17 protein-coding genes are annotated in these 21,805 nt (G+C 64.7%); 6 read left to right on the top strand and 11 right to left on the bottom strand.

Annotated elements, in window-relative coordinates:
• Positions 1-26: 26 nt before the first annotated feature.
• On the top strand, positions 27-1,487 hold the full coding sequence (gene cls, locus QMY55_RS13855) for a cardiolipin synthase (protein WP_283484783.1): 1,461 nt from the start codon (positions 27-29) through the stop codon (positions 1,485-1,487).
• A gap of 29 nt (positions 1,488-1,516) precedes the next feature.
• Positions 1,517-2,353 (top strand): NAD-dependent protein deacetylase, encoded by an 837-nt coding sequence (locus QMY55_RS13850; RefSeq protein WP_283488959.1) that lies wholly within the window; start codon positions 1,517-1,519, stop codon positions 2,351-2,353.
• Here the strand turns inward: QMY55_RS13850 and rtcA are convergent.
• The 4 genes from rtcA to QMY55_RS13830 form a co-directional block, all read right to left on the bottom strand.
• The gene (rtcA, locus tag QMY55_RS13845) at positions 2,340-3,377 is read right to left on the bottom strand and encodes an RNA 3'-terminal phosphate cyclase (protein WP_283484782.1); all 1,038 of its coding nucleotides are present in this window, start codon (positions 3,375-3,377) and stop codon (positions 2,340-2,342) included. The two genes, QMY55_RS13850 and rtcA, sit on opposite strands and share 14 nt — an antisense overlap.
• A 23-nt stretch (positions 3,378-3,400) precedes the next feature.
• Positions 3,401-4,249, bottom strand: a complete 849-nt coding sequence (locus QMY55_RS13840; protein ID WP_283484781.1) for a nucleotidyltransferase domain-containing protein — start codon at positions 4,247-4,249, stop codon at positions 3,401-3,403.
• A gap of 53 nt (positions 4,250-4,302) precedes the next feature.
• Positions 4,303-5,529, bottom strand: a complete 1,227-nt coding sequence (locus QMY55_RS13835) for an RtcB family protein (protein WP_283484780.1) — start codon at positions 5,527-5,529, stop codon at positions 4,303-4,305.
• 761 nt (positions 5,530-6,290) lie between these two features.
• Positions 6,291-7,868, bottom strand: coding sequence for a vWA domain-containing protein (locus QMY55_RS13830; RefSeq protein WP_283484779.1), 1,578 nt, complete (start codon positions 7,866-7,868; stop codon positions 6,291-6,293).
• 204 nt (positions 7,869-8,072) lie between these two features.
• Here QMY55_RS13830 and rtcR point away from each other — a divergent pair, with 204 nt between their 5' ends.
• Positions 8,073-9,683, top strand: coding sequence for an RNA repair transcriptional activator RtcR (rtcR, locus tag QMY55_RS13825; protein ID WP_283484778.1), 1,611 nt, complete (start codon positions 8,073-8,075; stop codon positions 9,681-9,683).
• Positions 9,684-9,786: 103 nt separating this feature from the next.
• Positions 9,787-11,229, top strand: coding sequence for an exodeoxyribonuclease I (gene sbcB / locus QMY55_RS13820; protein ID WP_283484777.1), 1,443 nt, complete (start codon positions 9,787-9,789; stop codon positions 11,227-11,229).
• Positions 11,230-11,356: 127 nt separating this feature from the next.
• On the opposite strand, the gene QMY55_RS13815 is transcribed toward sbcB, so the two are convergent.
• The 7 genes from QMY55_RS13815 to QMY55_RS13785 all read right to left on the bottom strand — a co-directional run bounded on the left by QMY55_RS13815 (position 11,357) and on the right by QMY55_RS13785 (position 19,967).
• On the bottom strand, positions 11,357-11,881 hold the full coding sequence (locus QMY55_RS13815; protein ID WP_283484776.1) for a cytochrome b: 525 nt from the start codon (positions 11,879-11,881) through the stop codon (positions 11,357-11,359).
• A 119-nt stretch (positions 11,882-12,000) separates the two neighbouring features.
• Positions 12,001-13,257: a TolC family protein gene (locus QMY55_RS13810; protein ID WP_283484775.1), complete on the bottom strand. Its 1,257-nt coding sequence runs from the start codon at positions 13,255-13,257 to the stop codon at positions 12,001-12,003.
• Positions 13,258-13,322: 65 nt separating this feature from the next.
• Positions 13,323-16,421: an efflux RND transporter permease subunit gene (locus QMY55_RS13805; protein WP_283484774.1), complete on the bottom strand. Its 3,099-nt coding sequence runs from the start codon at positions 16,419-16,421 to the stop codon at positions 13,323-13,325.
• On the bottom strand, positions 16,421-17,482 hold the full coding sequence (locus QMY55_RS13800; RefSeq protein WP_283484773.1) for an efflux RND transporter periplasmic adaptor subunit: 1,062 nt from the start codon (positions 17,480-17,482) through the stop codon (positions 16,421-16,423). Before QMY55_RS13800 ends, QMY55_RS13805 begins: the two co-directional genes overlap by 1 nt.
• A gap of 77 nt (positions 17,483-17,559) precedes the next feature.
• A complete protein-coding gene (locus tag QMY55_RS13795; RefSeq protein WP_283484772.1) occupies positions 17,560-18,009 on the bottom strand; it encodes a hypothetical protein in 450 nt (149 codons plus the stop codon).
• A gap of 84 nt (positions 18,010-18,093) precedes the next feature.
• Entirely contained in the window at positions 18,094-18,717 is a 624-nt protein-coding gene (locus QMY55_RS13790; protein ID WP_283484771.1) for an HD domain-containing protein, read from the bottom strand.
• Positions 18,718-18,737: 20 nt separating this feature from the next.
• Complete coding sequence (locus QMY55_RS13785) at positions 18,738-19,967, bottom strand: nucleoside recognition domain-containing protein (RefSeq protein ID WP_283484770.1); 1,230 nt, start codon at positions 19,965-19,967, stop codon at positions 18,738-18,740.
• 252 nt (positions 19,968-20,219) lie between these two features.
• On the opposite strand from QMY55_RS13785, the gene QMY55_RS13780 reads away from it, so the two are divergent.
• Both QMY55_RS13780 and QMY55_RS13775 read left to right on the top strand, forming a co-directional pair.
• Positions 20,220-20,726, top strand: a complete 507-nt coding sequence (locus QMY55_RS13780) for a sigma-70 family RNA polymerase sigma factor (protein WP_283484769.1) — start codon at positions 20,220-20,222, stop codon at positions 20,724-20,726.
• The gene (locus QMY55_RS13775; RefSeq protein WP_283484768.1) at positions 20,705-21,721 is read left to right on the top strand and encodes a FecR domain-containing protein; all 1,017 of its coding nucleotides are present in this window, start codon (positions 20,705-20,707) and stop codon (positions 21,719-21,721) included. Before QMY55_RS13780 ends, QMY55_RS13775 begins: the two co-directional genes overlap by 22 nt.
• Positions 21,722-21,805: the final 84 nt, after the last annotated feature.

Here is a 21,805-nt window from a genome sequence, read left to right as displayed (position 1 = left end):
CACTGCACCATTCGAGGAGTTTTCAATTGGATTGGATAGCTTCCCAGATCAGCCACGACGGTGTGAAGTGGTGGCTGTCCATTGGCTGGTCGTTGTATGTGGTCGTGGTCAGCATCTGGATTTTGCTGCAGCGCAGTGCGCCGGTTGCCACGCTGAGCTGGCTGCTGTCCATGGCGGCGCTGCCCGGTCTGGGCCTGGCGATCTATTATTTTTTCGGGCCCCAGCGGCTGAAGCGCCAGCGCATCAAGCGGCTGCGCTCGCGCAAGCGCTCCAAGGTGAGGGCCAGCATGCAGAGGCTGCGTGAGCGCATGCTGGACGGGGATCAGCGGCTGCATCAGGTGGCACGGCTGGTGGCAGCGACCAGCGATTTTCCGGTCAGCAGCGCCACCGGCATGCGCCTGCTGACGGGCGGCGCCGCCACTTTCGATGCCATTGCCGAGGCGGTGCGGGCCGCCCGCCATCATGTGCATCTGGAGTACTACATCTACGAGCCGGACCAGACCGGTACGGCGTTGCGTGATCTGCTGGTGGAAAAGGCCCGAGCCGGCGTGACGGTGCGGTTGCTGATAGACGCCCTGGGCTCCAAGAAGCTGGGGCGCAAGTTTCTGCAGCCCCTGCTGGACGCCGGTGCCCAGGTGGCGCGCTTTCACGACACCAGGATCGGCCGGCGCCTGCGGCCTGTGATCAATTTTCGTACCCACCGCAAGATACTGGTCTGCGACGGACTGGTGGGCTTCACGGGGGGCGTCAACGTCACCGATGAGGAAAATGAGCGCATCCGCAGCGATGCCTACCACGACGTGCATTTGCATGTGCAAGGCCCCATCGTGAACTGGCTGCAGACGGTTTTCATGGAGGATTGGGCCTATGCGCTGGAGAAAGAGCCGGCTCAGCTTGCGGTCGATGTGGATATGGAAGCGCTGTTGCCAGACATGCCCGAAGGCGACATTCCCATGCAGGTCATCACTTCGGGGCCGGATAGCGGACTGCATGCCATTTACCGTGCCCATCTGGCGGCCATCAATGCGGCCGAGCAGCGAATCTGGCTGACCACGCCGTATTTTGTGCCCACCGAGGCCGCGCTGGCAGCGCTCACCAATGCCTCGTTGCGTGGCGTGGATGTGCAGATTCTTGTGCCCAAAAAGTCTGATTCGGCACTGGTGACGGGCGCTGCGCGCTCCTATTTTGATGAGCTGATCCGCAGCGGCGTGCGTGTCTACGAGTACGAAGCCCGCATGCTGCACTCCAAGACCCTGGTGGTGGACGAGAACATTGCCATCATCGGCACTGCCAATTTCGACTACCGCAGCTTCTTTCTCAATTTCGAGGTCTGTCTGATCGGCTACGGCCCCGAGCTGAACCGGCATCTGGCCCGCCAGTTCCTGAGCGATCTGCGGCAATCCCACCAGGTCTCCTACAAGAGCGAAAAAGGTCTGGGCCGACGGCTGTTCAGCTCGGCGGCGCGGCTATGCTCGCCACTGCTCTGAACATGCCAGGAACTCTCATGGAAACCGCCATGCTCGATACCTCGATCAATACCCGCCAGCGCTGGCTGGACTGGGGCCTAGCGCGCAAGCGTCTGTTGGTGATCACGGGCGCTGGCTGTAGCACCGAGGTCGGCATTCCCGATTACCGCGACGAGGACGGCGCCTGGAAGCGCCCCCAGCCCGTGACCTTTCAGGCCTTCATGGGTGACGAGCAGGTCAGAAAACGCTACTGGGCGCGCAGCATGCTGGGCTGGCGCGTCATGGGCCAGGCCCAGCCCGGCACGGCCCACAAGGCCCTGGCCCTGCTGGAGCAAAAAGGCTGCATCGAGCTGCTGCTGACACAGAATGTGGACGGGTTGCACAGCGCGGCCGGCAACCAGCAGACGCTGGATCTGCACGGCCGCATCGACACCGTGCGCTGCATGGACTGCGGTCAGCGCCATGCGCGTGCCCATCTGCAGCAGTGCCTGCTGGAGCGCAACCCGTTGTGGGCTCGCCTGTACGCGGCGCCAGCGCCCGACGGAGACGCGGACCTGGAACACCAGGATTTCGACGGTTTCGAGGTGCCGGCCTGCCCGCATTGCGGTACGGGTCTGCTCAAGCCCGATGTGGTGTTCTTCGGCGAGAGCGTGCCGCGCGAGCGCGTGCAGGCCGGCCTGGATGCCGTGGCGCGCTGCGACGGCGTGCTGATCGCGGGCTCCTCGCTGATGGTGTATTCGGGCTACCGCTTCGCGCTGGCCGCCGCAGGGCAGGAAAAGAGCCTGGTGGCCGTCAATCAGGGCAGAACTCGTGCCGACGAGCTGCTGGACTTCAAGTACGCTGGCGATGTGGGGCAGGCCCTGATGGAGCTGGCTAGGCTGGTGTGAGCAGCACCTGGTGGGCATTGCCCAGCGGCTCGGTGCGGATGCTCACAGGCAGAAAGTGCTGGATGACCTCGAAGTTGCTCAAAGCATGGGGTGTCAGCTCCGTGCAGCTATAACTGGCGGGCTGCTGGCGCAGGTGCACGGCCAGCGCCAGCGGCAGCGCCCATTGGTCGGCCAGATGCGGGCCCAGCGCGCCCTGGCTGAGCTTGTATTTGCGCATATCGCGTGCCAGCTGGGTGGCCACGGCTTCGGCCGTCACGCCCTTTTCGCCAAATTCGGTGAAGACCTCGGTCACATGTTCGTGCACCAGCGTACCCAGTAGGGCGTTGCCCGGGCCTTCGTTCTGGCGCACGCCGGCATTGCGCAGTTGCTCGGGTTGCCAACCCATCATGGTTCCGAGCTTGTTCAGCTCGCGCCTTGCAATTGACGAAGGCAGGGCGGGAGCCAGGCAGTCTGCATATTGTTCCAGCAGGCCTCCGCGCTCATTGAGGTCAAATGGCATCAAGGTCTCGCTGGCGCCGCCGATCACGGCCTCGAACTCTCCGCCACCAGCCGGGTAGAAGCCATGGCGCTGCAGTGCCAGTTGCACGGGCGCGCCCAGGCGGCGCAGCAGTGGCGCGTAGCTGCGTTCCAGAAAATGGAATGGCGGAGCCATTGGGTTGTGCGTGCCGCCCTTGAGCTGCACGCGGCTTTCACCCGCAGCGAGCATCAGAGCGGGCCAGATGGTCTGAAATACCAGCGTGCAGCTACCGGCCGAAGCTACATTGAAGGCATAGCTGCCCGCGCGCACGACGCCGGGCGTGAACTGCAGCGACTGTGAGTTCAGCTCTGCACCGTCTACCTGTGCGCCGCTGATTTCGGCGGCTGCATTCACGCAGGTCAGATGCTGGCGCATGAGTCCGGGCTTGGCGCGGCCGGCGCGGATGCGGGTCAGCTTGAAAGCCTGGCCCGTGCACATGGACAGGGCCAATGCGCTGCGCAGTATCTGGCCACCGCCTTCGCCCTGGGAGCCGTCGATTTCCATCATTGTTCTTTTCCTCTTGTTCTTGATTATTGAGTGTTGAAATGCGCTACGGCATCGAGCAAAAAAGCATCGGTGGCTTGTACAAGCTCGGCGCTCAGCGGCTTGGCCTGCGGCGCATATTGCTCGGCCAGGGCCAGCTCGGCCTGCAGAAAGGCTTGTATGCGAGGCCAGGGTGCGCTGGTGGCCGCTTCGCCGGCGCGCATCTTGACCGCCAGCAGGGCGTTGAGCTCGGCCAGCAGGTCGGCATCATGCAGCAGCGCGGTCGCCAGCTCGGCAAAGCGCATGGGCGGCACGCCGCCGAGCTCGCGTATCCAGCGCGCGGCCAGCAAGGGGCGGAGTGCGTAAAAGTATTTTTTGTACTTCACGACTTCGCTGTCCGCGCGCAGATGGTTTTTCATGGTCTTGCGCGCCATGGACAGGTAATGGTGATAGCCGCGCACCGGTGAAAAGCTCTGCAGCGCCAGCTCGCGCAGGCGCGGTACCCAGGCCGCTACGCTGCAATAGACCACGGGTGAGCGCAGCCATTCCAGCAGCACCGGGTTGGAGGCCTGCATCAGCTGCAGCGCCTTGCGCAGTTCCCAGCCGCTCACGTCCAGCTCGGCACTCACCGGCAGCTCTATCACGTCGCGGCCTGAGCGTGTGCGCAGATACCAGGGCAGACGGTGCACATAGACAAAGCGCACGTCATAGTCGCTGTCGGGCGAGGCAAAGCCCCAGCCGCGGCTGCCTGACTCGCAGGCAAACAGCACCGTCACATCGTGCTTCTGCTCGAGTGCCTCAAGCTGGGCCTGAACGGCGCTGCGCATGGCATCGGATACCGGGTGCGCGCTCAGCACGCTCTCTTTGAGTTTGAATTCTCGCTCAACGGTTTGCATGATGGTTCTCGTTCTTTGACAAGCAGCGAGAACTCATGCTCCCGCTGCATTTGCTAACCCTTGACGCAGATCACCTGCTTGAGGGTATGGACCACTTCCACTAGGTCCTTCTGGGCGGCCATGACGGCGTCTATGTCCTTGTAGGCCATGGGAATCTCGTCGATCACGCCTTCGTCCTTGCGGCATTCCACGCCTTCGGTGGCCTTGATCTGGTCGGCTACCGAGTACAGCTTCTTGGCCTTGGTGCGGCTCATCACACGGCCTGCGCCGTGGCTGCAGCTTTCAAAGCTCTCGGGGTTGCCCAGGCCGCGCACGATATAGCTGCGCGCGCCCATGCTGCCGGGGATGATGCCCATCTCGCCGCGTCTGGCGCTCACGGCACCCTTGCGGGTGACGAACACGTCCTCGCCAAAGTGATGCTCCTTCTGCACATAGTTGTGGTGGCAGTTCACGGCCTCCACATGGGCCTCGAAAGGTTTGGCAATCAGCTGGCGCACGGTGGCGATCAGGTTGGCCATCATCACTTCGCGGTTGCTCATGGCGAACTTTTGCGCCCAGGACACGGCGCGCACATAGTCGCCAAAGTAGCGGGCTCCCTCTTCGAAGTAGGCCAGATCCTGGTCGGGCAGATTGCGCTGGTGCAGCTCGGCATCCTTCTTGGCCAGTTCGATGAAATGATTGCCGATGGCATTGCCCACTCCGCGCGAGCCCGAGTGCAGCATGAACCAGACAAAGCCGACCTCATCCAGGCACACTTCCACAAAGTGATTGCCGGTTCCCAGGGTTCCCAGGTGCTTGCGGTTATTGGTCTTTTCCAGGCGTGGGTGCAGCTCGCACAGCGCGTCGAATTCGTCCGCCAGCGTGGCCCATTTCTGGTCCACCAGGTCGGGAGGGTTCTCCCAGGCGCCAGGATCACGGCCCCGGCTTTTGGGTGCCGAGCCGTGGGGCACGGCTTTCTCGATGGCCGAGCGCAGCGTGGCCAGGCTGTCGGGCAGGTCTTCGGCTCGCAGCGTGGTCTTGGCGGCCATCATGCCGCAGCCGATGTCCACGCCGACGGCAGCGGGGATGATGGCCTTGACCGTGGGAATCACCGAGCCGATGGTGGCACCTATGCCCAGGTGCACATCGGGCATGGCGGCGATATGTTTGAAAACAATGGGCAGGCGCGCGGCGTTGGCCAGTTGTTGCTGGGCCTCGGCCTCTACGGGCACGCCCTTGGTCCACATCTTGACGGGCACGCCGCCGGCGACTTCCAGCAGTTGGTAATTCTGTTCGGACATATTGATCTCCTCGTTGTTCATGGCATTGATGGCGGCCCTGCAGCGACAAGGGTTGGTGAAACATCGTGCTCTACCAGGCTGAGCTACAACAGCTTTTCAACTGCTGGCGGGATTCGAACCCGCGACCACGAGATTAAAAGTCTGTAGTTCCACCGGCATTCGCTGAAGGACTGCCAAACCGAAAATTCAATGGGACTTGCGCTTGCGCAAGTCGTGTTCAAAAAGGCGGCGCGACTAGAGATGCAAGACATAGCCATGACCGGTTTCCCGGCTGGGGAATCGAACCCCGGCATCCGGATGTAGTCCTGCTGGCATTCGCGCCAAACTCAAACCATGGTGATGAATGCCTTGCTGCGACAAGGATTTGGTGAAACATTCACCTGCGCTCCGCCACTGAGCTACAGCCCGGTTTGCCAGGCTGGCGGGAATCGAACCCGCGACCTCAAGTCCCCATGTAGTTCCACCGGCATTCGCAGCCAGTCATTCAAAACCGTTTCAAACTCAATCGGACATCCGTCGCTGGCGACCAGGAATTGGTGAGACGTGACAGTTTGGAATGTAGTCCCACCGGCATTCGCCAGTGGCAGATGAGCGCTTCAATAAGGTGGGATGCAACAGCGACCAGATTCACAAGAGCGCCGGTTGCATGTTTCAGCAACTGCAGACTTGCAGGTCCGCGTGGCTAATGGTGCTGTACTCCTGCGGGCATTCGCTGCCGCACCCACTAACTTCTCCACTTATCCTCAATTTTTCCGTTTGCTTCACTGGGCTTCGATCGCGATCTTCTCGATCTCGCCGACCCAGTGATCGGCGCCAAGCTTGCCTTCGGCAAAACTCGCCACCACATCGAATACCGCATCGCTGAAGCCGCCGACATTCAAGATATCGGTGCGCTCCATCGTCTGCGTCGTGCCGTAGGGCTGCATATCGATGCATACCAGCCTGGCATCGGGGTTGCGCTGCTTGATGCGCCCCCACTGCAACATGGTCTCGGTGGCACCGCGGCGCACACCATCGACCCAGGACTCGTTGTCCGAGACCAGAATCACCATATCCACCTGCGTCTTCTCATCGGCCAGCTGCTTCAAAGGTGCGCTGCAGTTGGTGCCTCCGCCGCCGATCTTTGCCAGCTTGTGGGCGTTGGTCATCACCGAGTCGCGGCTGTTGAGCTGCAGCTTCACCACCTTCTGCTCGAAAGGCAGCACGCGTGCCGTGCTGTTCTTGCGCAGCACGGCGGCGGCCATCAGGCCTGCCACGTCGATGCAGCGCACTGCCGTGGTGGCGCCTGCACGGTAGCCAGTCACAGGGCTTTGCATGGAGCCGGAGACATCGGGGCATACCACCACGGCGCCCGCAAAGCGGGGCACATTGGCAATTGCGTGCTCCATGGCGTCCTGCAAGGCATCACGCACCAGGGCGGGCACCTGCTCGCCAGCAGCCTGGTAGGCCGACAGCAACTGGTAGGGCATGGCGCGGGCCTTGGCCACGGCGCTGGCGTCTCCCAGCTTGCGGGCGATCAGATCCGTCATCCCCTGGATCTCGAACACGCCATGGCGTGCAAAGGTGTTGAGGTTCTGACGCACCATCTGCCATGAGCCGTTGCGGGCAATCTGCGCCCATTGCCGGGCGTTCAGCTCCAGTGCGGTCAGCATCTGAAACGGTACTTCAGGCAGCTCGGAACTCACCAGGCCCTGGGCAGCATCACGCTTGAAGCGTTCAAAAGCCTGGGTGACGGGTGGCAGCGCCGCCTCATCAAAAGGCTTGCCGATCAGCCAGGCAAACCAGGCTGCACGCCAGGCCTCCTGAGGCTTGGGGTGAACCATCTTCACCACATCGGCCAGCGAGGGCTGGTTGCCCACGGCTGCGCTGAGCAGCTGCTTTTCGCTAGCGTTCAGCAGCCAGTTCTGCACCAGCTTCTTGGGGGCAGAGCCCAGGGACTTGCGACCCATGGCGCCGCTGCGCACGATCTGTACAAAGTTGCGCAGCATCTTGCCGTTGTCGATCACGCGGCCAAACACCTGGGCCAGCAGCGCGGTATCCCATACGGCAAGGGTTGCAGCCAGAGCGGCAGGCATGTCCTTCATATAGCCGCGCTGGCGGGCATAGATCGCCGTCTGTGCCGTAAAGCGGCTGTCCACCGTCAGCACCAGATTGGCCAGCTGGTCGAGCTGATCCTGGCCGCCTGCATAGAAAGTCTGGCTCAGGCAGCCGGTCACGGCCATCTGGGCCAACTGGTGACGGGGGCTGTACGCATAGGCGCCAGCGCCTTCATGGTTGATCGTGTTGGTGGCCGTAGCCAGTGCGCCGCGGCGGGTTTGAAACAGTTGCGTGTTGACCATTTGTGTTCTCCTTGTTTGCATTCAACTTGCAGATGCTTTCCTTATTGCAAGTGGTGTGCCAACTTTTCTGTGGATGGTCTTCTTGATTGTTATGTTGTTGAATTCATTCAAAAAATCTCTTTTTCATTGATTTTTTGAAGAAATTGAGGTTTTGCGATTGTTCTGAGAAAATAGATAAAAATATAGAAATTTATCTAAAAAAATATGTCTAAAAAGAACGTGGTGATAGGTTTCATGGGCACGCAGCTTGATTCAGGGCAGGGTGCGGGGCGCTGGGAGAAATGGCGGCCCACGGTGTCGCTGATGCAGCATGAAGACACCGTGATAGACAGGCTGGAGCTGCTGTACTCCAGCCGCCATGACAAGCTGGCCCAGATCCTGGTGCAGGACATTTCCAATGTCTCGCCGGAAACCAAGGTCAATCTGGTCTGTTCGGAAGTCCAGGACCCCTGGGACTTTGGCGAGATGTATGCCGCGCTCTATGACTGGGCACGCAACTATCGCTTTGACACCGAGCGCGAGAACTACTGGGTACACATCACGACGGGCACCCATGTTGCGCAGATCTGCATGTTCCTCATGGTGGAGTCGCGCCAGATACCGGGCGTGCTGCTGCAGACCTCGCCGCCGCGCAAGCAGCAGGCAGGATCGCCGGGCAGCATGGTTCTGATCGACCTGGATCTGTCGCGCTACGAGGCCCTGGCTCAGCGCTTCCATCAGGCCCAGACCGAGGCGCTGGAGTTCCTCAAGAATGGCATCGCCACGCGCAACCCGCAGTTCAACAGGCTGATCGAAGAGATAGAGCGCGTGGCGATCCGTTCGCGCGCGCCCATTCTGTTCACCGGCCCCACGGGCGCGGGAAAGTCGCATCTGGCACGGCGCATTTATGAGCTGAAAAAATCCCGCCATCAGGTGCAGGGCGAATTTGTCGAGGTCAACTGCGCCACACTGCGCGGCGATGGCGCGGCCTCCACCTTGTTCGGCCACAGGAAAGGGGCGTTCACGGGCGCGGCGGCAGACCGCGCGGGCTTGCTGCGCACCGCGCATGAGGGAGTGCTGTTCCTGGACGAAATCGGCGAGCTGGGCCCGGACGAGCAGGCCATGCTGCTCAAGGCTGTGGAGGAAAAGCGCTTTTTCCCCATGGGCAGCGACAAGGAGGTGAGCAGCGACTTCCAGCTCATCGCCGGCACTCACCGCGATCTGCGCGTCGATGTGGCCGAAGGGCGTTTCCGCGAAGATCTGTTTGCGCGTATCAATCTCTGGTCCTATACCTTGCCGGGCCTGGCACAGCGTCCCGAGGACCTGGAGCCCAATATCGATCATCTGTTGCTGCGTGCGGCGGGCGAGACCGGCAGCGCCGTGCGCTTCAACGCCGAGGCCAGGGCCGTCTATCTGCAATTTGCCAAATCTGCCGCCGCGCCCTGGAGTGGCAATTTCCGCGACCTCTCGGCCAGTATCACGCGTCTGGCCACGCTGGCCGACAGCGGCCGCATCACCATAGAGCAGGTGCAGGCCGAGATTGGCCGGCTGGGCTGGCTGTGGCAACACTCTCAGGCCAGCCATCTGCCTCCTGCCGAGCTGAGTCTGGCCGACTATCTGCCTGAAGACGCGGTGGCTCAGCTGGACCTGTTTGATCGACTGCAGCTGCAGTCCGTGATTGCCGTCTGCCGCGTATCGAGCACGCTGTCCGATGCGGGGCGCAAGCTGTTTGACCAGTCACGCCAGCAAAAAGCCGTGGTCAACGACGCGGACAGGTTGCGCAAGTTTCTGCACAAATTTGGCTTGAATTGGGAGCAGGTCAAACAATCATATTGATAGCTGCTTGCGCTTTTCCCATCAGCGCTAGAGGCCAAAAAGGCATGAAGTTGATGGGCCGCAAGCCGTAAGCTGTGCCGGTTCGCAGGCATACTTCGGGCCCATGGCTCATACCTTCTTCTGGCACGACTACGAAACCTTTGGCGCCCAGCCGCGCTACGACCGGCCTGCGCAGTTCGCCGGCATCCGCACGGATGCCGAGCTCAACGAAATCGGCGAGCCCGTGATGTGGTACTGCCAGCCGGCCAACGACTATCTGCCCGATCCGCAGTCCTGCCTGATCACGGGTATCACGCCCCAGCGGGCACTGGAACAAGGCATTCCCGAGGTCGAGTTCTCGGCCCGCATCGAAGCCGAACTGGCCCAGCCTGGCACCGTGGGCGTGGGCTATAACACCATACGCTTCGACGACGAGATCACGCGCTTCATGTTCTGGCGCAATCTCATCGATCCCTATGCGCGCGAATGGCAGAACGGCTGCGGCCGCTGGGATCTGCTCGATGTGGTGCGCATGGTGTATGCGCTGCGCCCCGACGGCATTCAGTGGCCCAAGAAGGAAGACGGCACGCCGAGCTTCAAGCTCGAGGATCTGGCGCGCGCCAATGGCCTGCTGCACGAGCAGGCCCACGATGCGCTCAGCGATGTGCGTGCCACGATTGCCCTGGCCAGACTGATCCGTGACAAGCAGCCACGCCTGTTCGACTTTGCCTTTGGCCTGCATAAAAAGGACGGCGCCTTGCGCGAAATGGGCCTGCCCGCCACACAGGAGCATGCGCGGCCCTTTCTGCATGTGACTGGCATGATCAGCCCCGCACGCGGCTGTCTGGCCGTGATGTGGCCGTTGGCCACGCATCCGACGAACAAGAACGAGGTGATCTGCTGGGATCTGGCCGCCGACCCGAGCGAGCTGGCCGGCATCAGCATCGACGACCTGCGCCTGCGAATGTTCACGCGCCAGGCCGAGCTGCCCGAGGGCGTGAGCCGCCTGCCCATCAAGAGCATCCATGTCAACAAGTCGCCCATGGTGGTGGGAAGCCTCAAGACCCTGAGCCCGGCCATGGCCGAAAAATGGGGCGTGGACATGGCGCTGGCGATGCAGCATGCGGCGATTGCCCGCGACCTGCCCGACATGAGCGGGCAATGGAAGGCCGTCTTCACGCGCGAGGCAGGAGAGCCGCTGGATGCCGACCAGGACCTGTATGGCGGCTTCGTGGGCAATGAAGACCGCCGCCGCCTCCTGCAGATCAAAAAGCTTTCTCCGCAGGAACTGGCGCTGGACAAGACGGGCTTTGACGATGCGCGCCTGACGGAGCTGGTCTGGCGCTACCGTGCGCGCAATTTCCCGCAGACGCTGACCGAGGCCGAGCAGCGGCGCTGGGAGCAGCATCGCGCCGCCTGCCTGATCGAAGGTGAGGGCGGGGCGCGCACGGCCGAACAGATGTTCGCCATGATCGACGCCCTGTCCGAAACCGCCGACGAGCGCGGCGAGGAGATCCTGGGCGAACTCTACGACTACGCCGACGCCATCCTGCCGGAAGCGGATTGAGGCTTGAGGTCGGCCCGCAGCAGGGGCCGGCCAGAGGTACTTCTGAGGACTTACGCAAACAAGGCTGCATCAGAGGCATTTCCATAGGGCAAACGTCTTGCCTGAACCTGATTTGCGTGAGTCGTACTTATTTCATGCGGCGCAGCAGCCCGTCCTTGAGCACGAACTGATGCCATAGTGCGGCCGCCGCATGCAGGCCCACGGCGGCGAACACCAGGTTGGCGCCCGCCTCGTGGATATTCTTGAGGCTGCGGCCCAGCGGCACATCCACCGTCAGCGGCAGCGTCCAGGACGCTCCGAAGAAGGGTACGGGCTTGCCCGACCAGGCCAGGGCCAGCACGCCCAGCACCGGCATGGCCAACATCAGCAGGTACAGCAGCCAGTGCATGGCCTGGGCTGAGAGCTCCATCCAGCGCGGGCCGGGCGGAAGCGGCGGCACTTTGACGCTGGCGCGCACCATCAGGCGCAGCGTCATAAGCAGCAGCACGGCGAGGCCGAAGCTTTCGTGCCAGAGAGTCATCTGCGCGCGCTCGGGCGAGCCTTTGGGGAAAAAGCCCTTGATTTCTATGGCCGCCACAGCCAGTGCGGCCGCGGCAAAGACCAGCCAGTGCAGCAGCACCAGGGGGCGGGGGTAGTTGTCTGAACGGGTCATGATGGATTCTTTTCGCTTTAGTTAAACAGCTTATTGATGTCTGTCATTGATCGCGCCGGGAGCAAGGTCGGCGCGATCAGGTCCTTGGGGCAAGACGCCGAGACGGCCCGGAGTGGAGATCAATCGTCGAAGTCCCAGAGCTCGTGCAGATCCAGTCGCAGGCGGCTGTCGCTCTCCAGCGCCTCGCTGCGCGCCAGGCGCTCGGCCAGCAGCGCGTCGGCCAGCACGCGGCGCACGGCCAGCAGCTCGCTCAAGCCCGATTCACCGGCACGGTAGGCGCGCAGCGCGCGGTCGGCAGCGCTGCGCTGCAGCGCGGCGGCCCGGGCCTGGGCCTGGGCCGCCGCACGCTTGCCGCCCAGCAGGCTCCAGAGCACATCGAACTCCGCGCCCAGGCGCCGCTCGGCGGCCAGGCGGCGCGACAGGGCTGCGTCGGCATCGGCTAGGGCCGCAGCGGCCTGGGTTTCGCGGTGGACGGAACCCAGCGGCAGGCTCAGGCTGACACCGGCAAGGCGCTCGGCGCCGCCGCGCTCGCTGGTGGCAAACACGCCGACCGTGGGGTCGGGGTGGCGCTCCAGGTCGGTGCGGCGGGCCTGGCGCAGTGCCAGCGCTTCCTCGGCCTGGGCCAGCAGGTACTCATGGCTGTGCTCTATATAGTGGGCGCGCATCTGGGTCACAGACGGTGCCGCTGGCTGGGTCGGCGGCTCGGGCAAGGCGACCGGGGCTTCGGCGGGCGCGCAGCGCTGCGGGCATAGGCCGGGAAAGCGTGCCTGCAGCTCTGCCAGGGCCGCGGTTTCCGTCGCCTCGGCGGCCGCCAGCGCGGCCTGCATGCGAGCCTGCTCGGCCGCGGCTAGTTCGGCCTCCAGCCGGGCTGCATCGCCCGCGCGCAGGCGGCGCTCGGTAATGCGCGCCAGCTCCGCGGCCGCGCTCGCATTGTCCTGCGCGGCCTGGCGGGCCTGGCTCGCGCGCAGCGCCGCAAACCACAGCGTCAGCAACTGGCGCGCGGTTTCGTGGCGTGCGTCCTGCGCGGCCACGCGGCCCGTGGCCAGGGTGGCGTCGGCAAGCTCGGCATCGGCCTCGGATTTGCCCCATAGGCGCAGCGGGCGTTCGATGGCGATCTGACCTTCGCCAAAGCGCTGACCCGAGCCATCGCGCACCCAGCGGCGCTGGCCTATGGCGCGCACCACGGTCTCATGCGGGCCGGCGCGCAGGCCGTCGGCTCTGGCCTGGGTGCCGCGCCGGGCCGCATCGGCGGCCTGCACCGTGGGGGACTGCTCCACGGCCTGGCGCACCGCAGCCTCGGGCGGCAGATAGCTCTGGGCCTGGGCCGCGCCCGCCAGCAGCAGGGCCGCAACCCAGACAGGCAGCAGAGGTTTCATGCTCATCTTCTTGAAAACTCGGTAAAAAAGGCATTCAGCCCTTGTCTGTAAAGTGCTGATAGCTCTCATTTTTGAGACTCCTTGGCTGCGCGGGGAACGCCGAAGCGCTCGAACAGCAGCGGCAGCAGCAACAGGGTCAGCGCCGTGGAGCTGACCAGGCCGCCGGCCACCACCACGGCCAGCGGCCGCTGGATTTCCGAGCCCGGCCCGCTGGCCAGCAGCAGGGGCACCATGCCCAGTGCGGTGATGCAGGCCGTCATCAGCACGGGGCGCAAGCGGTCGCGCACGCCCTGGCGTACGGCCCGGGTCAGCTCCATGCCGCCCGCCAGCAGCGCGTTGAAGTGCGAGACCAGCACCACGCCGTTGAGCACGGCAATGCCCAGCAGCGCGATAAAGCCCACCGAGGCCGGCACCGACAGGTATTCCCCCGCCGCGCGCAGCGCCGCCATGCCGCCCACCAGCGCGAACGGAATGTTGGCGATGACCAGCAGCGCCTGCCGCGGCGAGCGGAAGGTGAGCACCAGCAGCACGAAGATGGCGGCCAGCGCCAGCGGCACCACCAGTGCCAGCCGAGCGGCCGCGCGCTGCTGGTTCTCGAACTGGCCGCCCCAGACGATGCGTAGGTCCTTGAGGCTGGCGTCCTTGGCCACGGCGGCCTGGGCCTCGCGCACAAAGCCGGCCAGGTCGCGCCCTTCGACGTTTACCTGGACCACGGCAAAGCGTGCGCCGTCCTCGTGGTCTATGCGCACCGGGCCGTCCTGGGCGGCCAGCGTGGCCAGCGAGGTCAGCGGCCAGTTCGTGCTGTCGGGCGCTGTCACCAGCAGGCCGGCCAGACCTTCGGGGGACTGGCGCAGCGCCGTGCCGCCGCGCAGCAGCAGCGGCGTGCGCACCATGCCCTCGGGCACGATGCCTATGCGCTCGCCCTCGACCAGGACGCGCAGCTGGGCCTGCAAGGCGTCGCCGGAGAAACCCGACTGGCCGACGGCGGCGCGGTTGAGCACCACCTGCAGGTATTGCACGCCGCTGTTGCTGGGCGCGATGACCTCGGAGGCCCCGGGCACGGCGCGCATGCTGGCCGCAATCGCCTGGGCCGCCGCATCGATCTTGGCCAGGTCAGCGCCGAAGATCTTGATGGCCACGTCGCCACGCGTGCCGGTCAGCATCTCGGACACGCGCATCTCTATGGGCTGGGTAAAGCCGTAGATCAGGCCCGGAAAGCCTTCGAGCACGCGGCGTATGGCGACGGCAATGTCTTCCTTGCTGCCGCGCCATTCGGCACGCGGCTTGAGCACCAGAAAGGTGTCGGTCTCGTTGAGGCCCATGGGGTCCAGGCCCAGATCGTCCGAGCCCGTGCGCGCGACGATGGAGCGTATCTCGGGCACCTCCCTGAGCAATGCCTGCTGCACGCGCCGGTCCATGTCCAGCGAGGCGGCCAGCGAGACGGAGGGCGCCTTCTGCAGCTGGACGATGAGATCGCCCTCGTCCATGGTGGGCATAAAGGTCTTGCCCACCGACAGATACAGGGCGGCGGCGGCCGCCAGCGCCGCCACCGCGATGCCGAACACCATGGGGCGGTGCGCCAGGCTCCAGAGCTGCAGGCGTGCAAAGCCATGGCCCAGCTTGCGCATCAGCCAGGGCGCGTCGCCGGCATGGGCGCGCAGCAGCAGCGAAGCCAGCGCCGGAACCACGGTGAAGGCTATCAGTACCGAAGCCCCCAGGGCCAGGACTATGGTCAGCGCCACGGGGGAGAACAGCTTGCCCTCGAGCCCCTGCAGCGTGAGCAGCGGCAGGAACACGATGGCGATGATGGACACCCCGGCCAGCATGGGCGCGGATACGGCGGAGACGGCATCCCGGATCAGGGCCAGACGGTCTGCGGGCTGTGCCGGCGTTGCGCCGTCGGGCCTGTGCGCCAGCGCGGTCTCTATGTTTTCCACCACCACCACCGAGGCATCGACCAGCATGCCCAGCGCGATGGCGAGGCCACCCAGGCTCATCAGATTCGCGGTCAGGCCCACATAGTGCATGAGCAAGAAGGTGGCCAGCATGGACAGCGGCAGCGTGGCCGCCACCACCAGAGCGGCACGCACGCCGCCCAGGAACAGGTACAGCGTGACCACCACGAGCAGGCTGGCCTCGACCAGCGCGCGCACCACGGTGCCGGCCGCGCGCGAGACCAGCTCGCCGCGGTTGTAGAACACCTGGGTGCTCATGCCCCGGGGCAGGCGCGGGGCGAGCTCGTCGAGCCTGGCCTGCACGGCCTCGACCAGGCTGCGCGCATCCACGCCGCGCAGGCCCAGCACCAGCCCCTCGACGGCCTCGCCCTGGCCGTCGCGGCTCACGGCGCCGTTGCGCGTGGCCTCGCCCAGTCGCACCGTGGCCACATCGCCCACGGTGGCCGCGGCGCGTCCCTCCCGGGCAGGCTCGACCACGATGGCGCGCAGGTCTTCAAGCCCGCGCACCCCGCCTTCCACGCGCACCACCCAGTGCTCCTCGCCGCGGTCCAGGCGGCCTGCACCGTCATTGCGGTTGTTGGCTTCGAGCGCCTGGCGTAACTGGTCTAGTGTCACGCCGCGCGCACGCAACCGGGCCGGGTCGGGAATCACCTCGTAGCCGCGCACCGCACCGCCGAGTGCGTTCACATCGGCCACGCCGGCCACGGTGCGCAGGGCGGGGCGTATCACCCAGTCCAGCACGCGCCGACGCTCGGCCAGAGAGTAGCCCTCGCCATCAATGGTGAACATGAACATCTCGCCCAGCGGCGTGGTGATGGGGGCCAGCCCGCCTTCGGCCGTGGCCGGCAGCTCGCGCTGTATGCCTGCCAGCCGTTCGGACACCTGCTGGCGTGCCCAGTACACGTCCGTGCCCTCGGCGAAGTCCACCGTCACGTCGCTGATGCCGTACTTGGAGACCGAGCGCACAATGGTCTTGTGTGGCAGGCCCAGCAGTTCCTGCTCCACGGGCGTGGAGACGCGCTGCTCCACCTCCTCGGGCGTCATGCCCGGCACCTTGAGGATCACCTTGACCTGGGTGGGCGAGATGTCGGGGAAAGCGTCAATGGGCAGATGGACATAGGCCCTGGCGCCGGCCAGCGCCAGCGCCAGGGCCGCAAGCAGCACCAGAGCCCGCTGGCGCAGCGAGAAATCGATCAGTCTGGCCAGCATCACTCACCTCCGGACAGCAAGCCCTTGAGCGCGGCGATGCCGGTGACCGCAATGCGCGCCTTGGGCGGCAGCGCCCCGCGCACCACGGCCGTGGCTTCGTCGCTGGCTTCCAGCGTCAGCGGAGCAAAGCGCACGCCTTTGTCGGTGGCCAGGAACACACCGGTCTGGCCCTGCCAGTGCGCAAGTGCTGCGGCCGGAATGCGTAGCCGTTCTCCGGTCTGGGCCGCATTCTTCAGGGCCAGCGTGGCCGTGACGCTTTCGCCCAGGCGCAGATCGCCGCTCTTGCTCAAGGCCACGCGCACGCGCATGCCGGCCGAGCCATCGCCCACGGGCGCCATGCCCGCGACCTGGCCCGCAGCGCCGCGAAAGCCCACCTGCACGCGGTCGCCGATGGCGGGCAGCGGCACTTCACGGCCCAGCAGCAGGTCCAGCTCCAATGCCTTCGGGTCGGCCACGCGCACCAGCGGCGCCGAAGCCTCGACGCGCGCGCCCGGCTGGGCCAAGACCTCGGTCACGATGCCGGCGCGAGGCGTCAGCAGCTGGGCCTCGTTGCCCGCCAGCGTCACGCCGCTGCTCGCCAGCTCGGCGCGTCTGGCCTGGGTCATGGCTGCGGCTTCCGTGGCACGGGCCTGGGTGGCCTGCCAGCGGCTGGCTGCGATGATGCCGTCGTCGTACAGCGATCGGTCGCGCGCCAGCGATTGCCGGGCCAGGCGTGACTGCGACTCGGCCTCGGCCAGCGCACGCCGCGCTTCATACAGCTGGGAGCTGGTGAATACGGCCACGGCCTGGCCGGCGCGCACCGTCTGGCCCAGGGCCACCAGCACGCGCGGCACGGCACCCGCATAGGGCGCGGCGACCACAGCCTGGGCATCGGGCCGCAGCACCACGCGCGCATGGGCCGTTATTTCGAGCTCGGCAGAGCTCTGCATGGACTGGAAGCGCACGCCCAGCGTCTGCGCCTGCTCGGGGGTGAGGGTCACGGCCTCGGCGGCCATGGCAAAAATGGGGACGCAAGCCGGCAGCGCGAGTGCGCCCGCCAGCAGCCATCGGTGGAAGAACATTCCTGACTCCGGAAAAACAATGAAAGCCATCCCCGCGCGTGCAGGGATGCTGGCAAGCCCGTGCAAGGCTTGGGAGGTCAGGAGGCGAGAGGCGGGGCCTGGGCCGGTGACGGCCGTATCACGCGGCCGCGCCAGAGCGAAAGCCGGCGCGCGGGTTCGGGCCGCGGTGCGGGCCGGGGGGCGATGCAGCGCATGCGCGCGGCGCGCAGGCCCAAAGTCAGCAGGGCCAGGCCTATGACGGCCAACAGTGGCAGGGGGAGCAGATCCAGGGGTTGCAGCGCATCCTGGACATCGACCTCGAAAGGCTCGGCCTGGGCCAGATGCTCATGCAGGTCGTCGCCAGAGTCGTGCGCGGCGAAAAGATGGAAATGAGAATCAGCCATTCTCGAGGGCGTCGTGTGCACATGCAGGCCAGCTTGATTCGGGGTTCCGAAATGGCCGTGCAGCAGCGGAATCAGCAGTTGCGCCACCATGATCAGCAGCAGCACCGCGCTCCGCAGAGAAAGTCTCTGGATCGCACGCGACATGGCATGGATTGTAGCGCCGTGATCGGCGGCAGCAATCAGCAACCGTGCATGGCGCTCGCCATTAAAGGCCAGCTCAGCAGATGTTTACGACGCAACGGCCTGGCACAGATTGGCGTGGGCCTGCTGCTCGAGCCGGGCGTGGAAATACGGCGTTGCGTAGATGGCCTTGCGCTGCAGAAAGCCCTGCAGCACCTGCTTGCGCTTGATGCCATAGATCGGCCACGGCACCCACGCATATTCGGCACGCACCTGGGCGTCGTATTGGGCAAAGCGCTCGGAGTCCGCGCCCAGAATCGCAAGATCTATGTCCACCAGCAGCCTCGCATCGTCATGCTCGGGCAGGACTTCGTGGCGCGTGGCCATGACGAGTTCATGCACGCGCCCGCAGATGGCTTCGGCAAGGCCGGCCTCGCCCAGGGCCTGGACGGCCCATTGGGTGCTGCGCAGCTCGTTGTCCTTGCTTTTGACGTCGTAGACGGCGTCGTGGAACCACAGCGCAATCTCCACTTCGGCCGGGTACAGCGCCTGTGTCTGCACGGCTTCGAAGTGCGCCAGGCATTCGGCCAGATGCTGCTGTGTGTGATAGTGGCGCTGGGGCTCGGCGTAAGCGGCCAGCAGTGCTGGCAGCAGGCCCGCGGGCGGTGTGACCCCCAGCCCTTGCCAGGCGCGCTGCCAGGAACGCTCGAACAGCGGTTCTGAATTTGTCATGCAGCCATCCTTGCCAGGTATCAGCCAAAGAAGTGGTAGCACACGGCAATCGCGGCCACCACGCCGGCCAGCTCGGCCACCAGGGCGCAGGCCACGGCATGGCGAGCCCGCTGTATGCCCACGGCGCCAAAGTACACGGCCAGCACGTAGAAAGTAGTCTCGGTGCTGCCTTGCACAGTGGCGGCGGTGAGCGCGGCAAAGCTGTCCACGCCATGGCTTTGCATGGTCTCGATCAGCATGGCGCGCGCGGCGCTGCCCGAGAAGGGCTTGACCAGTGCCGTGGGCAGGGCATCGACAAAGCGCGCATCCAGGCCCACGGTATCGACCACCCAGCGTATGGCCGAGAGCACATATTCCAGCGCCCCCGAGGCGCGGAATACGCCCACGGCGCAGAGCATGGCCACCAGATAGGGTAGCAGCCCCTTGGCCACGTCAAAGCCTTCCTTGGCCCCTTCGATGAAGCTGTCGTACACGGCCACCTTTTTGTACGCGCCCAGGGCCACGAACAGTACGACCAGCGCAAACAGCGTGAGATTGCCCATCAGCGAGGACAGATGCGCCAGCGCTGCGGCGCTCAGCGTGGTGAGAAAAGCCATGAAGGTCGCCAGGGCCAGCGCCACGGGCAGCAGATAGGCCAGCACCACGGGGCTGAAAATCGGCAGCCGCTGCACCACGGCCACGCTCAGCAGACCGACCAGCGTGGAAGCCGAGGTGGCCAGCAGAATCGGCAGAAAGACCAGTGTGGGGTCTGGCGCGCCCTGCTGCAGCCGGTACATGAAGATGGTGACCGGCAGCAGCGTGAGCGAGGAGGCATTGAGCACCAGGAACAGGATTTGCGCATTGGTGGCGGTGTCCGGGCGCGGGTTGAGTTCCTGCAGTGCGCGCATGGCTTTGAGGCCCATGGGCGTGGCCGCGTTGTCCAGGCCCAGGCCGTTGGCAGCGAAGTTTAGCGTGATCAAACCCAGGGCCGGGTGGCCGCGCGGTACCTCGGGCATGAGCTTGGCAAACAGCGGGCCCAGCATGCGCGCCAGCCACTCCACGATGCCGGCTTTTTCGGCAATGCGCAGAAAGCCCAGCCACAGCGTGAGCGTGCCGAACAGCAGCACCATGACTTCTACCGAGAGCCTGGCCATGGCAAACAAGGCCTGCACCATGGTGGCAAACACCTCGGCCTGGCCGCCTATCAGCCATTGCGCGAATGCGGCCACGGCTGCCACCAGAAAGAAACCCAGCCACAAGGCGTTGAGCATAAAAAATCGATCCGAGTCCTGAAGTGGCGTCGATTATGCGTTTTGCCGGAGCGGTCCAAGCGCTGGCAGGCCCGCATGCTTTACGCCGTTTTTCTCTGAACCGACTTACTGGATGGCGATGGACCACAACAGCGGGTAAATCGTCTGGGTAGTGTTACGGAAATGTATCAATAGGCGCAGCCTTGGCGGTCGATGAAATAGAATAAATAAGAATTATTCGTGTTTGCTTTTCGTTCATCATCCGGGTTCGCCATGCCTTACCGCTCCCAGTCCTCTTCGAGGGACCTTGCCAGCCTCTATATCAACCATCACAGCTGGTTGCAGAGCTGGCTGCATCGAAGGCTGGCCAATGCCAGCGATGCCGCGGATCTGGCCCAGGATACCTTCGTGCGTATTCTGGGGGCGAGGGATGTGCAGGCGATAGAAACACCGCGTGCCTATCTCACGACCGTGGCCAAGGGCGTGCTGATCAACTGGTACCGGCGTCAGGCACTGGAGCAGGCTTATCTGCAAGCGCTGGCCCTGCTGCCTGAACCCGAGGCGCCATCGCCTGAGCAGCGGGCTCTGGTGCTGGAGACGCTGCAACAGATCGACGCCATGCTCGACACACTGCCACCGCTGGTACGCCGCACTTTCCTGCTCTCGCAGTTAGATGGTCTGAAGTACGAAGAGATTGCCCTGCAGCTGCAACTGTCGCTGAGCAGCGTCAAGCGCTATATGGCGCAGGCATTTCGCCAATGTCTGCAACTGATGGAGTGAGCCGGGCCATGGTGTCGAGTGTCAGACCGTACGGTCCCATTGATAGCCGTATTCTGGACGAAGCCGCCGACTGGCTGGTACGTTTGCATGACCAGGAGCTAAGCGCGGCCGAGCGCGCAGATTTCGAGCGCTGGCATGCCTGCAGTGAGGCCCATCGCCAGGCCTGGGCCCGTGCAGAGTTGCTGATGAACCAATTTGGGGAGTTGTCCGCTCGCTGGGCCATGCCCGTGCTGGACCGCCCGGTGCGCCATGCCGCGGCTTCCCGCCGCAAGGTGGTGGCCAAGCTGGCCCTGCTGCTGGCTGTGGCCCCGGCAGGCTGGCTGGGCTGGCGTGTGGTGGATACGCAAGGCTGGAGCGCCGATATGCGCACGGCCACCGGCGAGCAGCGCCGCCTGACCATGGCCGATGGCAGTCGGCTGCTGCTGGACACCAACACCGCCGTAGACATTGCTTTTGATAGCAAGCAACGCTTGATTCATCTGCGTTACGGGGCTATTTCGATTGAAACCGCACCCGATCCCAGCGGTCTGCAGCGGTCTTTTGCGGTGCAGACGAGTCGGGGGCGGCTGCGGGCGCTGGGGACGCGCTTTACGGTGCGCAGCACCGAGGCTGCGGTGCATCTGGCCGTGACCGAGGGCGCGGTGGAAGTAACGCTGTCCGGCGAGTTGGCCCCTCATGCCGTGGTGCAAGCCGGTCAGCAGACTGAGCTGAGCAAGCAGGGCCTGGCGCCACTGACACCGCTTTCGCCGCCGCAACAGGCTTGGGTGCATGGCATGTTGATGGCTGATGCCCTGTCGCTGACCGATGTCTGTGCGGAGTTGTCGCGGTACCGCAGCGGCATCTTGCAGTGTGCGCCCGAGGTGGCGGGGCTGCGGGTTTCGGGTGCCTATCCGCTCACCGATATCGATCGCGCCCTGGCCATGCTGGAAGCGACCTATCCCATCCAGGTGCGCCAGCGCTGGCGGGGACACTGGGTCACGCTGCTGCCCCGTTAGGTGCTGTCGGCCGGGCGCTGTCGAGAGCTTGTTTCCTCTATGGCAGCTCCCTCGCGCCAGTCTTTGCGTAGTTTTTTGCATTTC

It is taken from the genome of Comamonas resistens, assembly GCF_030064165.1.
In the GTDB taxonomy this organism is placed as follows: domain Bacteria; phylum Pseudomonadota; class Gammaproteobacteria; order Burkholderiales; family Burkholderiaceae_C; genus Comamonas; species Comamonas resistens.
This window is presented reverse-complemented; position numbering and strand designations above follow the sequence as displayed.